This is a genomic window from Aquincola tertiaricarbonis (genome assembly GCF_023573145.1).
GTDB classification, from domain to species: domain Bacteria; phylum Pseudomonadota; class Gammaproteobacteria; order Burkholderiales; family Burkholderiaceae_C; genus Aquincola; species Aquincola tertiaricarbonis_B.
Map to the genome: position 1 here is coordinate 1226853 of NZ_CP097635.1, position 14658 is coordinate 1241510.

13 protein-coding genes are annotated in these 14658 nt (G+C 70.6%); 9 read left to right on the forward strand and 4 right to left on the reverse strand.

Annotated features, from left to right (window positions below):
* The first annotated feature begins 21 nt into the window (after window positions 1-21).
* Both MW290_RS05715 and MW290_RS05720 read left to right on the forward strand, forming a co-directional pair.
* The gene (locus tag MW290_RS05715; RefSeq protein ID WP_250196299.1) at window positions 22-1794 is read left to right on the forward strand and encodes a putative bifunctional diguanylate cyclase/phosphodiesterase; all 1773 of its coding nucleotides are present in this window, start codon (window positions 22-24) and stop codon (window positions 1792-1794) included.
* Between the two features lie 25 nt (window positions 1795-1819).
* The gene (locus MW290_RS05720; protein WP_250196300.1) at window positions 1820-3856 is read left to right on the forward strand and encodes a sensor domain-containing diguanylate cyclase; all 2037 of its coding nucleotides are present in this window, start codon (window positions 1820-1822) and stop codon (window positions 3854-3856) included.
* A 55-nt stretch (window positions 3857-3911) separates the two neighbouring features.
* Here the strand turns inward: MW290_RS05720 and MW290_RS05725 are convergent, their stop codons facing one another.
* Window positions 3912-5540 carry an ABC transporter permease gene (locus tag MW290_RS05725; RefSeq protein WP_250196301.1) on the reverse strand — a complete coding sequence of 543 codons (1629 nt, stop codon included), beginning with the start codon at window positions 5538-5540 and terminating at the stop codon, window positions 3912-3914.
* 85 nt (window positions 5541-5625) lie between these two features.
* Between MW290_RS05725 and MW290_RS05730 the strand changes: the two genes are divergently transcribed.
* From MW290_RS05730 to MW290_RS05740, 3 genes are all read left to right on the forward strand, one after another.
* The gene (locus MW290_RS05730; protein ID WP_250196302.1) at window positions 5626-6759 is read left to right on the forward strand and encodes an ABC transporter ATP-binding protein; all 1134 of its coding nucleotides are present in this window, start codon (window positions 5626-5628) and stop codon (window positions 6757-6759) included.
* A gap of 73 nt (window positions 6760-6832) precedes the next feature.
* The gene (locus MW290_RS05735) at window positions 6833-8269 is read left to right on the forward strand and encodes a S41 family peptidase (protein ID WP_250196303.1); all 1437 of its coding nucleotides are present in this window, start codon (window positions 6833-6835) and stop codon (window positions 8267-8269) included.
* 69 nt (window positions 8270-8338) lie between these two features.
* Window positions 8339-9109: a HesA/MoeB/ThiF family protein gene (locus MW290_RS05740; RefSeq protein ID WP_250196304.1), complete on the forward strand. Its 771-nt coding sequence runs from the start codon at window positions 8339-8341 to the stop codon at window positions 9107-9109.
* Window positions 9110-9118: 9 nt separating this feature from the next.
* Here the strand turns inward: MW290_RS05740 and MW290_RS05745 are convergent, their stop codons facing one another.
* From MW290_RS05745 to MW290_RS05755, 3 genes are read right to left on the reverse strand one after another with little or no spacing between them, the layout of a single operon-like run.
* Window positions 9119-9268, reverse strand: coding sequence for a PIN domain-containing protein (locus MW290_RS05745; protein ID WP_250196599.1), 150 nt, complete (start codon window positions 9266-9268; stop codon window positions 9119-9121).
* Window positions 9268-9603, reverse strand: a complete 336-nt coding sequence (locus MW290_RS05750) for a hypothetical protein (protein WP_250196305.1) — start codon at window positions 9601-9603, stop codon at window positions 9268-9270. Before MW290_RS05750 ends, MW290_RS05745 begins: the two co-directional genes overlap by 1 nt.
* Before the next feature lie 57 nt (window positions 9604-9660).
* A complete protein-coding gene (locus MW290_RS05755) occupies window positions 9661-10671 on the reverse strand; it encodes an Ldh family oxidoreductase (protein WP_250196306.1) in 1011 nt (336 codons plus the stop codon).
* A gap of 103 nt (window positions 10672-10774) precedes the next feature.
* Here MW290_RS05755 and MW290_RS05760 point away from each other — a divergent pair, with 103 nt between their 5' ends.
* From MW290_RS05760 to MW290_RS05775, 4 genes are all read left to right on the forward strand, one after another.
* On the forward strand, window positions 10775-11695 hold the full coding sequence (locus MW290_RS05760; RefSeq protein WP_250196307.1) for an LOG family protein: 921 nt from the start codon (window positions 10775-10777) through the stop codon (window positions 11693-11695).
* Window positions 11696-11706: 11 nt separating this feature from the next.
* Window positions 11707-12627, forward strand: coding sequence for an arginase (gene rocF, locus MW290_RS05765; protein WP_375142812.1), 921 nt, complete (start codon window positions 11707-11709; stop codon window positions 12625-12627).
* A gap of 22 nt (window positions 12628-12649) precedes the next feature.
* Window positions 12650-13561, forward strand: a complete 912-nt coding sequence (locus MW290_RS05770) for a LysR family transcriptional regulator (RefSeq protein ID WP_250196309.1) — start codon at window positions 12650-12652, stop codon at window positions 13559-13561.
* A gap of 107 nt (window positions 13562-13668) precedes the next feature.
* Window positions 13669-14652 (forward strand): Bug family tripartite tricarboxylate transporter substrate binding protein, encoded by a 984-nt coding sequence (locus MW290_RS05775; RefSeq protein ID WP_250196310.1) that lies wholly within the window; start codon window positions 13669-13671, stop codon window positions 14650-14652.
* The last annotated feature ends 6 nt before the right edge of the window (window positions 14653-14658 follow it).

A 14658-nucleotide genomic window follows, 5' to 3' on the forward strand; every position in this document is an offset into this window, starting at 1 on the left:
CGGATGCCGAAGGCAGGCCGCATGTCCGACGTCGCCCCGACCGCCTACGAGTCGCTGATCCAGTTCCTGTACCAGGTGCCCATCGGCCTGGTGCAGACCACGCTGGACGGCGAGATCACGATGATCAACCCGATGGCCGCGCAGCTGCTGATGCCGCTGGCGCCGGAGGGCAACCTGAGCAACCTGTTCGACGTGCTGCAGGCCGTGGCGCCGCAGCTGCGCGTCGGCGGCCGCGAGGCGATGGCCGCCCAGCCGCCGGGCGCCATCGTCTGCGAGGCCCTGCGCCTGGTTCTGCCCGCCACCGCCGGCAACCCATCGCAGACCCTGTCGTTGCGCCTGCTGCGGCTGGATGCCACCACGCTGATGGCCAGCCTGACCGACGTCTCGCTGATGGTGCTACAGGAGCAGCAGCGGCTGGCCAAGCAGCTGCGCGACGCCAACCGCATCGACAGCCTGACCTCCCTGCCCAACCGCACCGCCGCGCTGGAACGCATCGAGGCCGCACTGGCCCGCAGCGCCGACGACGCGACGCGGCAGTTCGCGGTGCTGTTCATCAACTGCGACCGCTTCGAACGCATCAACCTCACGCTGGGCACCTCGGCCGGCGACGAGCTGCTGCGCGTGATGGCCGCCCGCATCAACGGCACGGTGCGCCAGGGCGACTCGGTGGCCCGCGCCAGCGGCCCGACGCAGACCGCCGCGCGCCTGGGCGGCGACGAATTCGTGGTGTTGCTGGACGGCCTGCGCGCGGGCGACGACGCGCGCACCGTGGCCCAGCGGCTGACCGAGGTGCTGTGCAAGCCCTACGCCATCGGCGAGCGGCCGGTGCACCTGACGGTGAGCATGGGCGTGGTGGTGGCGCCCGAACGCGGGGCCACCGCCCACTCGGTGCTGCAGGACGCCAGCCTGGCGATGCGCGAGGCCAAGCGCGCGCACGGCGCCCGCTACTGCGTGTTCGAGCCGCTGATGAAGGAACAGGCCTGGCGCCGCGGCAGCATCGAAGGCGAGCTGCGCCGCGCCATTACCGACGGTCAGCTGTTCGTCGTCTACCAGCCCATCGTCGACCTGCGCAACGGCCGTGCCGTGGGCGCCGAGGCGCTGGTGCGCTGGCGCCACCCCGAACGCGGCATCGTGCCGCCGATCGAGTTCATCGAGATCGCCGAGGAGACGGGCCTGATCGGCCGCCTGGGCGAATTCGTGCTCAGCGAAGCCTGCCGCCAGTTCGTGCGCTGGGCCGCCGAGCTGGGCGCCCAGGCACCGCTGCTGCTGTCGGTCAACCTCTCGCGCGCGCAGCTGTTCGAAGGCGACATCGCCGCCCAGGTGGCCACCGCGCTGCGCGACAGCGGCCTGCCGCCGGCCCAGCTGCAGCTGGAAGTGACCGAAAGCCTGGCCGCGCAGGACGACCGCATCCAGGCCCGGCTGCACGAGCTGAAGGCGCTGGGCCTGAGCCTGGCGCTCGACGACTTCGGCACCGGCTACTCGTCACTGGCCAGCCTGCACCAGCTGCCGGTGGACGTGGTCAAGATCGACCGCAGCTTCGTCAGCCAGTCGGAATCGAGCGCCCATCACCGTGTGCTGATCGAGGCCACGCTGAAGGTGGCCCGCAGCCTGGGCATGCGCACCGTGGCCGAGGGCATCGAGACCACCGGCCAGTCGGCCATCCTGCAGGCGCTGCAGTGCGACAAGGGCCAGGGCTACTTCTACGCCCGGCCGATGCCGGCCGAGGATGCGGCGCGCTGGTTCGTGGCCCATGTGCCGCAGGCCGAGGCCGTCTGCGTCGCCCCGGCCCTGTGAGCCCGACCTGCACCAACCCATTCCCGTGCGCCTGCTGAACGCTTTCCTCCGTCGCTTCGGTTCGGTCAAGCTGCGCCTGTCCATCACCGGCGTGCTGCTGATCGCGCTCAGCGTGGCGGTGACGGTGGGCCTGGTGCTCAACGAAGTGGCCGCGCGGGCCGAGCAGGTGGCGCTGGACCTTTCGCTGGCGCAGACGCGCAAGCTGGCACGCATCATGGGCGCGCGGGTGGTGAGCCTGCAGCTCACGCTGCGCGCCGCCAGCGACACCATGCCGGTGGATCAGATCGACAACCACGCCGCCATCCGCCAATGGCTGGAAGGCCAGAAGGTGCTGGGCAGCGCGCTCGACATGCTGATGGTGCTGGACCGCGAAGGCCGGGTGGTGGCGCTGCGCGACGACAAGGGCAGCACCTCGCCGCCGCTGAACCTGAGCGACCGGCCCTACTTCCGCCAGACGATCCAGCAGGGCCGGCCGGTGGTGTCGGAGCCGCTGCAGAACCGGCTCAACGACCGGCCCATCGTGGTGCTGACCATGCCGGTGCGCGACCACAAGGGCCAGGTGGTCGGCGTCATGGGGGGCACGGTCAAGCTGCTGTCCAACGCGCTGATGTCCGAGGTGACCGCCAGCGACGGCGACGACGAGGGCCGGGTGGTCATCACCGACGCCCAGGGCCGGCTGCTGGCCCATGACGACGCCCGCTGGCTGATGCGCGACGCCCAGACCGACCCGCTGCTGGCCGAAGGCATCGCGCACTGGCAGGCCATGGGCCGGCCGGTGGAGCCCGCGGGCTTCAGCCTGCACGCGGGCAACCGCATCATCTCGATGGCCGGCGTGCCCGACGCCGACTGGATGGTGATGCGCAGCGCCCCGGTGGACAGCGTGCTGTCCGTGCTGCGTGCCGGCGGCCGCCGGGCGCTGGTCATCGGCACCCTGGTGGCCCTGGCCGGCGGGCTGGTGCTGCTGCTGGTCACGCACTTCATGCTGCGGCCGCTGCGCCAGCTGGAGCAGCGCGCCCACCGCATGCGCGATGGCGTCACGCCCGACGACGAAGGCTGGCCACGGGCGCTCGGCGAGATCGGCCAGCTCTCACGCGCGCTGCACGAGACGCTGCGCGAACGCTCGGCCGCCGCGGCGGCCAACCGCGAGCTGCTGTCCAAGCTCACCGCCCTGATGGACCATGCGCCGCTGGGCATCGCCTTTTCGCAGGAGCGCCGGCTGGTGCTGGTCAACGGTGCGCTGGAGCGCATGCTGGGCTACAGCGCGCAGGAGCTGCAGGGCCAGCCCAGCACCGTGCTGTCGCCTTCGGTGGCCGATGCCGCCTCGCTGGCCCACCGCATCAACGCCTGCTTCCGCGCTGGCCGGCCCTTCGACGAGGAAGTGCGCATGGTGCGCCGCGACGGCAGCCAGTTCTGGGGCCGGCTGTTCGGCGCCCCGGTGAACTGGCACGACCCCAAGGCCAGCACCGTGTGGACGGTGGAGGACGTGAGCCATGCGCGCAGCCAGCGCGAGGCGCTGTCCTGGCTGTCCACCCACGATGCGCTGACCGAGCTGGTGAACCGCCGCGAATTCGAGCGCCGGCTGAACGAACGGCTGGCCCGCCCCGAGGCCGACGCCTGCTGCGCCCTCTTCATCGACCTGGACCACTTCAAGGCGGTGAACGACACCGCCGGCCATGCCACCGGCGACCGCATGCTGGTGGAGGTGGCCCGCCGGCTGCAGGCCCAGGTGCGCAGCACCGACACCGTGGCGCGGCTGGGCGGCGACGAATTCGCGGTGCTGCTGACCGCCTGCAACCGCAGCGACGCGCTGCAGATCGCCGAGCAGATGCGCACCGCCATCGAGGACATCCGCCTGCCCTGGCACGACCAGGCGCTGCAGGTGGGAGCCAGCTTCGGCATCGTCAAGCTGAGCAGCGACCTGCCCGACCTGAGCGCGGTGATGGCCGCCGCCGATGCCGCCTGCTACGACGCCAAGCGCGCCGGCCGCAACCAGGTGCGCCTGCACGGCAATCCCGGCGACCCGCCGACGCAGCCCGTTCCGCTGAACGAACTGCTGCATTGATGCCAGCCCCCAAGCGCGTTGCGCTCGCGGCGGGCGAGTGGCTCAATGCTGTAGGTCAGGCTTTGCGCCGCAGCGCATGCGACAGCATCACCACGGGCACCAAGCCCACCAGCACGATGGCCAGTGACGGCAGCGCGGCCTCGGCCAGCCGCTCGTCGCGCGCGAAGTTGTAGGCCACCACGGCCAGCGTGTCGCTGTTGAAGGGGCGCAGCACCAGCGTGGCCGGCAGCTCCTTCATCACATCCACGAACACCAGCAGCGCCGCCGCCAGCGCCGAGCGCTTGAGCAGCGGCAGGTGCAGCTCGGCGAACAGCCGCGCGCGGCCGGCGCCCAGCATGCGCGCGCTGTCGTCGATGCTGGCCGGCAGCCGCGCGTAACCCGCCTCCACCGACTGCAGCGCCACGGCCGAGAAGCGCACCAGGTAGGCGTAGATCAGGCCCATGATCGTGCCGGTGAAGAGAGCCCCGATGCCCGACTGCGGCCACTGCGCCTGCGCCCAGCCCACCGGCAGCAGGATGCCCACCGCCACCACCGCACCCGGCATCGCATAGCCCAGCGACACCACCCGCGCGCCCAGCGCCAGGCCGTCGCGCCGGCCGCGGGCCGAGCGCGCCGCATGCAGGCGCAGCACGAAGCCCAGCGCCAGCGCCAGCGCGGCGGCGCACAAGGCGGCGATGGCCGCCAGCTTGAAGCTGGTGAGGCTCCATTGCGCGAAGCGCTCCAGCGGCAGGCCGAATTCGGAAGTGGTGGCCTCGCGCCACAGCAGCCGCAGCAGCACCGCCACCGGCACCACGAAGCCCAGCAGCACCGGCGTGGCGCACACCGCCAGCGCCAGCGCGGCGCGGTGGCCGTGCAGTTGCACCGGCCGTGCATCGGCGCCGTGCACCGCACCGCTGCGCGAAGCGGCAAAACGCAGCTTGCGCTGCGCGCGCCGCTCGAACCACAGCAGCAGCCCCACCAGCAGCAGCAGCACCGACGCCAGCTGCGCCGCGGCGATGCGGTCGAACATCACCAGCCAGGCCTTGTAGATGCCGGTGGACAAGGTGGTGAGGCCGAAGTACGAGCCCACGCCGAAATCGGCCAGCACCTCCATCACCGCCAGCGCCACACCCGCCGCGATGGCCGGGCGCGCCAACGGAATGGCCACCTCCACCACCCGGCGCCGCAGGCCGGCGCCCAGCAGCCGGGCCGCTTCCATCATGTGCACGCCGCGCTCGCCCAGCGCGGTGCGCACCAGCAGGTAGACGTAGGGGTACAGGCACAGCACGAACAGGATCACCGCGCCCCACAGGCTGCGCACGTCGGGCCACAACGCGCCCTCGGCGCCGGTGGCCTCGCGGATGGCCACCTGTAGCGGGCCGCTGTATTGCAGGAAATCGGTGTAGGCGTAGGCCAGCACGTAGGCCGGCATGGCCAGCGGCAGCAGCAGCGCCCACTCGAAGAAGCGCCGGCCGGGAAACTCGAACAGGCAGATGGCCGCCGCAGTGGCGGCGCCCACCACGGCCACGCCCACGCCCACGCTGACGGCCAGCACCAGCGACTGGCCGGCATAACCGGGCAGCACCGTCTGCGCCTGGTGGCGCAGGATCTCCATCGCGCCCGCATCGAAGGCCAGCCAGGAGCCCAGCACGCCCAGCACCGGCAGTGCCAGCAACGCGCACAGCAGCGCAAGCCCACGACGCATCACGAATCCATCCTCTTCCAACCCGCGCCATGGCTCACGCCATTGCGAACGCTTGTCATTCTCATGAAGCCGATATCATAGGTGCATGTTCCTGCAACTCGACCAGATCAGCGTGCGCTACCCCGGCGGCACGGCGCAGCGCCCGGCGGTGGACAAGGTGTCGATGGGCCTGCGGCCCGGTCAGATCGGCGTGCTGATCGGGCCTTCGGGCTGCGGCAAAACCTCCGCGCTGCGCGCGGTGGCGGGCCTGGAGCCGCTGGCCGGCGGCCGCATCGTGATGGACGGCGAGCTGCTGTCCGGCGATGGCCGCCACGTGGCGCCCGAGCACCGGCGCATCGGCATGGTGTTCCAGGACTACGCGCTGTTTCCGCACCTGACGATTGCCCGGAACGTGGCCTTCGGCATCCGCCACCTCCCGCGCGCCGAGCGCGAGGCCCGCGTGGCCGAGATGCTGGAACTGGTGGGCCTGTCGCACGTGGCCGAACGGGCGCCGCACCAGCTGTCGGGCGGGCAGCAGCAGCGCATTGCGCTGGCCCGCGCGCTGGCGCCGCACCCGCGGCTGCTGCTGCTGGACGAGCCTTTCTCCAGCCTCGACGTCGACCTGCGCGGCCGGCTGGCGCAGGACGTGCGCGCCATCCTGCAGCGCACCCGCACCACGGCGCTGTTCGTCACCCACGACCAGATGGAGGCCTTTGCGCTGGGCGACGCCATCGGCGTGATGCAGGGCGGCAAGCTGGAGCAGTGGGACGACGCCTACACGCTGTACCACCGCCCGGCCACCCGTTTCGTGGCCGACTTCATCGGCCACGGCGTGTTCGTGCCCGGCCGCATCATGGCCGCGCCGCGCGGGCCCTTCGTGCGCACGCCGCTGGGCGACCTGACCGACGTGGCCGGCTGCCTGCTGCCCGACGCCTACCCGGGTGGCGAGTGCGACGTGCTGCTGCGGGCCGACGACATCGTGCACGACGACGTGGCGCCTACCCGCGCCTGCATCGAGCGCAAGGCCTTCCGCGGCTCCGAATTCCTGTACACGCTGCGCCTGCCCACCGGCGAGCAGGTGCTGGCCCATGTGCCCAGCCACCACGACCATGCCGTGGGCGAGTGGATCGGCATCCGGGCGCAGGTCGACCACATCGTCACATTCGAACGCACTCCCGCACCGAACTCGGCTGCTTCCACGGCATCCAATGCCCGCAGTGAGAGGGCAACTTTGCCCTAGTTCACGCAATTGCCCGGAGGGGCCAGCCGTATACTGAAACCGGGTATTTTTTGCTTGCCGCGGGGTGCCGTTCATGGGGTCGAAACTCAAAGTTGCTGGTCTGGTGGCCGTCGGCGCTGTCGCCGGCGCACTGACCACGATGCAGTTGCAGGCTTTTGCCCGCAACACGCCACTGCCGCTCGAGGAACTGCAGCAGCTGGCTGCCGTGTTCGGCATGGTCAAGAGCGATTACGTCGAGCCGGTCGATGAGAAGAAGCTCATCGGCAACGCCATCTCGGGCATGGTGTCGGGCCTGGACCCGCACAGCCAGTACTTCGACAAGAAGTCGTTCAAGGAATTCCGCGAAGGCACCAGCGGTCGTTTCGTCGGCGTGGGCATCGAGATCGGCATGGAAGACGGCCTGGTCAAGGTGGTCTCGCCGATCGAAGGCTCGCCCGCCTTCCGCGCCGGGCTGAAGGCTGGCGACCTGGTCACCAAGATCGACGACACGGCCGTCAAGGGCCTGACGATGGACCAGGCGGTCAAGAAGATGCGCGGCGAACCCAGCACCAAGGTGGTGTTGACGGTGTTCCGCAAGTCCGAGGGACGCACCTTCCCGGTCAGCATCACCCGCGAAGAGATCCGCGTGCAGAGCGTGCGCGCCAAGATGGTGGAGCCGGGTTACGCCTGGCTGCGCGTCAGCCAGTTCCAGGACCGCACCGTCGAAGACTTCGCCAAGAAGCTGGAAGACCTGTACAAGCAGGACCCCAACCTCAAGGGTCTGGTGCTGGACCTGCGCAACGACCCCGGCGGCCTGCTGGAAGGCGCGATCGCGGTGTCCGCCGCTTTCCTGCCCAATGACGCGGTGGTGGTGAGCACCAACGGCCAGCTGCCCGAGTCCAAGGCCACCTTCAAGGCCTCGCCCGACTACTACATGCGCCGGGGCGGCACCGACCCGCTGCGCCGCATCCCCGATGCGGTCAAGAAGGTGCCGCTGGTGGTGCTGGTGAACGAAGGCTCGGCCTCGGCCAGCGAGATCGTGGCGGGTGCGCTGCAAGACCACAAGCGCGCCACCGTGATGGGCGCACAGACCTTCGGCAAGGGCTCGGTGCAGACCGTGCGCCCGCTGACGGCCGACACCGCGCTGAAGATCACCACCGCGCGCTACTACACGCCCAGCGGCAAGTCGATCCAGGCGCGCGGCATCGTGCCCGACGTGTGGCTGGACGAAACCGCCGAAGGCAACGTGTTCGCCGCGCTGCGCATGCGCGAGGCCGACCTCGACAAGCACCTGACCGGCACCGACGAAAAGAAGGACGAAGCCCGCGAAAAGGCCCGCGAGGAAGCCCGCAAGAAGCTGGAAGAACAGCTGGCGAAGAGTAAGGACGGCCCGAAGCCGCTGCCCGAGTTCGGCTCGCCGGAAGACTTCCCGCTGGAGCAGGCGCTGAACCAGCTCAAGGGCAAGTCGGTCGTCGTGAGCAAGAGCGTGGTCGAACGCAAGGCCGAAGCGGCCGAGACGACCAACAACTGACCACGGCGCCTGCCCGGCCACGAGCCCGCCCCTGGCGGGCTTTTTGTTGTCCGCCGCTATGCTGCCGCCATGAACGACGACCAGCTGCTGCGCTACTCTCGGCACATCCTGTTGGACGACATCGGCATCGAAGGCCAGCAGCGGCTGCTGCAGGCCCATGCGCTGGTGGTGGGCGCGGGCGGGCTGGGCTCGCCGGTGCTGCTGTACCTGGCCACCGCGGGCGTGGGCCGCATCACGGTGGTGGACGATGACACCGTGGACCTGACCAACCTGCAGCGGCAGATCGTGCACGACATGGCCCGCTTGGGCATGCCCAAGGCGGCTTCGGCTGCCGAGGCGATGGCCCGCATCAACCCCGAGGTGCAGGTGCGGCCGCTGCTGCAGCGCGCCGGCCCGGCGCAGCTGTCGGCGCTGGTGGCCGAAGCCGACGTGGTGCTGGACTGCAGCGACAACTTCGCGACCCGGCAGGCGGTGAATGCGGCCTGCGTGACCCACGCCAAGCCGCTGGTGGCCGGCGCGGCCATCGGCTTCGACGGGCAGCTGACGGTGGTGGACACCCGCCGGCCCGAGGCGCCCTGTTATGCCTGCGTTTTTCCGCCCGAATCACCGCCCGAGGAAGTGCGCTGCGCCACCATGGGCGTGTTCGCGCCGCTGGTGGGCATCATCGGCAGCCTGCAGGCGGCCGAGGCGCTGAAGCTGCTGGCCGGCATCGGCACCTCGCTGGCCGGCCGGCTGCAGATGCTGGACGCGCGGCGGATGGAATGGAGCGAGATCCGCGTCGGCCGCCAATCCGGCTGCAGCGTCTGCGGCCAGGGCCGCGGATCGGGGCAGGCTGGCTAGACAAGCCGGTCAGACGACGAATCCCTCCAACAGCAGCGAAGGGATGGCGGCGAAATGCTTGACGTTACCTGTCAGCACCGGCACCTGATGCTCGAGCGCCGTCGCAGCGATCAGGGCATCGCCCATCTGCAGGCCGTGGCTCAGCGTCATGGCCTCCATCAATTCCGTGGCGCGGCGTGTGATGGCCTCGCCCAGCGGCAGCACCACGGCCTGGCGCCTTTGAAGGGCTCATTGCGCGAACCGTCGCGATTGAAACGCGGGGCACGGCTGCGTCGCACATAGGCCTCAACATCGGCCACGTCGTCGTGGTCACGCCAGATGCCGAAGGCTGGATCGTCGGTGACGAAGGGGTCGGACGACTCGATCATCTGCTCCTGCTCAATCCGGACGGTGACCCGCGCGCCGCTGGCAGCGGCCAGTGCCGGCCCGAGCTTGTCGCGCCACGCCTGGGGCAATTCGTCCACCGGCACATGTTCCAGCACCACAGCATTCATCGTCGTCACCTCATCGCACATGGACAGCGCGCAGCGAGTATGCACCGCGGGCGCCGGTCAGACGCCGCTCAGCACCGCCACCAGCCCGTCCGGCACCTCGATGCCGTCCTGCTCGGCGGCGCGGCGCAGCGCTTCGCGGCGGGCACCGGGCAGGCGCACGCCGTCGTCGCGCAGCATCTCGGCCACCAGCACTTCCACCCGCTCCAGGTAGCTGCCGCTGCCGGCCAGCGCGCCGGGGTCGATGACGATGAAGGCCTGGCCGATGCGCGGCTTGTTGCCTTCGTCGACGAAGAAGGTGTCGGCCTCGAAGCTGAAGTGCGCGCCGATGACGGCGCTGCTCAGCAGCTCGATCATCAGCGCCAGCATCGCGCCCTTGGGGCTGCTGGCCGCGCCCAGCGGCAGCATGGAGCCTTCCATGCCACGCGCCGGGTCGGTGGTGGGCTGGCCGTCCACGTCCAGGGCCCATCCCAGCGGGATGCTGCGGCCTTCCTTGGCGGCCATCATCAGCTTGCCGCGGGCCACCTCGCTCAGGCTCAGGTCGATCATCAGCGGGTCGCCCGCGCCCGGCCGGCGCGGGAAGATGGCCGCGATCGGGTTGGTGCCGAACACCGGGTGGCGGCCGCCGGCCGCCGGCATCGCCGCCGGCGCATTGGCGAAGGCCAGGCCCACCATGCCGGCCGCGGCCACCGCGCGCAGGTGGTCCACCATGACGCCGCCGTGGTGGCTGTTGACCACGCCCGCGCAGGCCACGCCGTGGCTGGCCGCTCGCGCGATGGCTTCCTGCACGGCCAGCGTGCAGGCCTCGAAGGCCAGGCCGTCGTGCGCGTTCACCACCACCGCGGCGCCCCGCAGCGCGTGCACCGTGGGGCGGGCCGCACCTTCCACGCGGCCGGTGCGCAGGTGGCCGGCGTACTGCGGCACCCGCGACAGCCCGTGCGAAGCCAGCCCTTGCGCATCGGCCAGCACCAGGGCCTCGGCCGTGGCGCGCGCCATGTCGGCGCTGGCGCCCGCCCTCTCCAGCGCCTGCGCGCCCAGTTGCACCGCTTGCGCCATCGTCATCCTGGCCATCTGAAACCCGCTCCTACTGCCTCGACAAGAAGGGGCGCAGCATAAGCCGGGCGCCTGCCTTGCCAGGGCGTTAAGCTCCCGCATCGACTCTCAATCACCACGCATGGATACCAAGCGCCAGGACCTGACGGCCCGCAATTTCCCCAGTGCCGAAGAAGACGCCCAGATCGCCGAGCCGCCGCACCGCTACACCGGCCCCGAAAGCGCCTACCGCCTGGCCTTCACCGACACCGACTTCCTGCTGCGCGAAGAGCTGCGCCCGGTGCGCATGCAGTTGGAGCTGCTCAAGCCCGAGCTGATCCAGCAGGAACAGGGCATCGAGTCGACCATCGTCATCTTCGGCAGCGCCCGCATCCTGCCGGCCGACGAGGCCGCACGCCGGCTGGAAGCCGTTCGCGCCGCGCCCGACGTGGACGCGGCCACCGTCAAGCGCGCCGAGATGGCGGTGACGATGAGCCGCTACTACGAAGAAGCGCGCCGCTTCGCCGAGATCGTGACCCGCCGCGCCGCGCGGCTGCACACGCCCATCGTGGTGTCCACCGGCGGCGGCCCCGGCATCATGGAAGCGGGCAACCGCGGGGCTTTCGAGGTGGGCGGCCGCAGCCTGGGGCTGAACATCGTGCTGCCGCACGAGCAGGCGCCCAACCCGTACATCACGCCGGAGCTGTGCTTCCAGTTCCACTACTTCGGCCTGCGCAAGATGCACTTCCTGATGCGCAGCGTGGCCATCGTGGCCTTCCCGGGCGGGTTCGGCACGCTGGACGAGATGTTCGAGGCGCTGACGCTGATCCAGACCAAGAAGAGCCGCCGCCGCCCGGTGCTGCTGTTCGGCCGCGACTTCTGGACGCGCCTGATCAACTTCGAGCTGCTGATCGAGACCGGCATGATCTCGCCCGAGGACGTGAACCTGTTCCGCTTCGTCGAGACGGCCGAGGAGGCCTACGACATCCTGGCGGCCGAGTACGGCCTGGACAGCGACGTGGACAACGGCGACGGCAAGAGCCCGCGCGCCGAGGACTTCTGACCCTGGAGTAGATGCCCATGACCCACCTTGTCAGCCTCATCGGCGCGCCCACCGACATTGGCGCAGGCGCCAAGGGCGCGCGCATGGGACCCGAAGCGCTGCGCGTGGCCGACTTCGCCGCGGCGCTGCAAAGCCACGGCCTGGAAGTGGAAGACCGCGGCAACCTGATCGGGCCGGCCAACCCCTGGTTGCCGCCCGACGAGGGCTACCGCCACCTGCACGAGGTGGCCGCCTGGAACCAGCTGGTGCACGACGCTGTGCTGGCCGAGCTGCGCATCGGCCGCATGCCCATCCTGATGGGCGGCGACCATTGCCTGGGGCTGGGCTCCATCAGCGCGGTGGCCCGCCATTGCCGCGAAGCGGGCAAGAAGCTGCGGGTGCTGTGGCTGGACGCGCATGCCGACTTCAACACCAACGAGCTCACGCCCAGCGGCAACATCCACGGCATGCCGGTGGCCTGCCTGTGCGGCTACGGCCCGAAGGAGCTGATCGAGATCGGCGGCCAGGTGCCGGCCGTCAACCCGAAGTGGATCCGCCAGATCGGCATCCGCAGCGTCGATGCCGGCGAGAAGCGCTTCGTGCATCAGGTGGGGCTGGAGGTGTTCGACATGCGCTACATCGACGAGATGGGCATGCGCCACACCATGGAGCTGGCGCTGGCCACGATGGACGACAACACCCACCTGCACGTGAGCTTCGACGTCGACTTCCTCGATGCCGACATCGCCCCCGGCGTGGGCACCACCGTGCCCGGCGGCCCCACCTACCGCGAGGCGCAGCTGTGCATGGAGATGATTGCCGACACCGGCCGCCTGGCCTCGCTGGACGTGATGGAGATCAACCCCGCGCTGGACGTGCGCAACCGCACCGCGCTGATCGCGGTGGACATGATCGAGAGCCTGTTCGGCAAGAGCACGCTGATGCGCCGCTGACCCCCGGCGCCGCCCGCCCCGGATGCCCAAGCCGCTGCTGCAGGACACCGCGCTGCGCTACTTCCTGGAGGTGGTGCGCAGCGGTTCGGCCACCGTGGCGTCCGAACGGCTGCACGTGGCCGCCTCGGCCGTCAGCCGGCAGATCGCGGCGCTGGAACGCACGCTGGGCACCACGCTGTTCGAGCGCCATCCGCGCGGCATGGTGCCCACGCAGGCCGGTGAGATCCTCGCCGGCTATGCCCACCGCGCCGGGCTGGAGGAAGAGCGTGCGCTGGAAGAGATCCAGGCGCTGCAGGGCATGCGCATGGGCCTGGTGCGCATCGCCGCCTCCGAGGCCTTTGCCAACCTGTTCCTGCCGCGGCTGATCGTGGCCTTCCGGCAGCAGCACGAAGGCATCGTCTTCGAGCTGGACGCACAGCCGCCGGCGGTGGTCAGCGCCCAGGTGCGTGAAGGCGCGGTGGACATCGGCCTGCGCTTCAGCCAGGCGCCGGAGGCCGACATCGAGGTGCAGTTCAGCCAGCCGGCGCCGGTGCTGGCGCTGATGCGGCCCGACCATCCGCTGGCCGGCGCTGCCGGCATCGGGCTGCGCGCGATGAGCGAGCACCCGCTGGCCCTGCCCGGCCCGCAGACCACGCTGCGGCAGATGATCGACGCGGCCTGTGCGCGCCAGCAGCTCCGGCTGCGCCCGGCGCTGGTGAGCAACAACATGAGCACGCTGCACAGCTTCGCGATCGAAGGCGGTGGCTTGTCCGTCTCCAGCGGGGTGGCGGTGCGCCAGCTGCGGGCCGAAGGCCGGCTGGCCGCGGTGCCGGTGACCGACGCCGGCCTGGACCTGCGGACGCTGGAGGTGCAGACCCTGGCCGGCCGCACCCTGCCGCGGGCGGTGCAGGCCTTTCTGGAACACCTGAAGCTGCAGCTGCCGGAGGTGATGTAGCCGCGCCGCTTTGCGGTGGCAGCAAGGCAGCCTTGCCCAATCCATGTTGTACGCGCCGCCGGTCCTTTCTAGGATGCGCGGTCGTCTCTGCTGCCCACGCCACGCCCATGCGCCTTTCCCGCAAGCTGTTTCTGCGAACCCTGGCCGGTGCCGGCCTGGCCAGCTTCACGCTGTTGTCCCAGGCCCAGGCCTGGCCCGCCAAGCCGGTGCGGCTGGTGGTGCCCTTTCCGGCCGGCGGCGCCACCGACACCGTGGCCCGCGTGGTGGCCCAGCAGGTGGCCACGGAAACGGGCCAGTCCTTCATCGTCGACAACAAGGCCGGTGCCGGCGGCACGCTGGGCGCCACCGAAGGCATGCGCGCCGCGGCCGACGGCTACACGCTGGTGTTCACCACCAGCAGCACCCACGCCATCTCGCCGCATCTGATGGCCAAGGCGCCCTACGACCCGGTCAAGGACTTCACCCCCATCGCCCACGTGGCCGATGCCGCCAGCGTGCTGCTGGTCACGCCCGGCCTGCCGGTCAAGAGCGTGGCCGAGCTGATCAGCTACGCCAAGGCGCACCCTGGCGAGCTGAACTACGCCAGCAGCGGCAACGGCACCATCGTGCACCTGACCACCGAAGCCTTCCGCTCACAGGCCGGGCTGCAGATGCTGCACGTGCCCTACAAGGGCACCGGCCCCGCCCTCACCGACCTGGCCGCCGGCAACGTGCAGGTGCTGTTCGACTCCATCCCCACCGGCCTGCCGCATGTGCGCAGCGGCCGGCTGAAGGCACTGGCCGTCACCGGCGGCCAGCGCTCGCCGCTGATGCCCGAGCTGCCCACCGTGGCCGAGGCCGGGCTGCCCGGCTTCACCTCGGTCACCTGGTTCGGCCTGTATGGCCCGGCCAGGCTGCCGGCCGACGTGGTGCGGCAGATCAACGCCGCCTTCAACAAGGCGCTGCGCGCGCCCGAAGTGGGCGCCAAGCTGGCCCAGCTGGGCGCCGAACCGGCCGCGCCGCAGTCGCCGGAGGCCTTCGCCGCGATGGTGGCCAAGGACAGCAAGCGCTGGGGTCAGCTGATCCGCGAGCGCAAGATCACTGTAGATTGAGCTTCC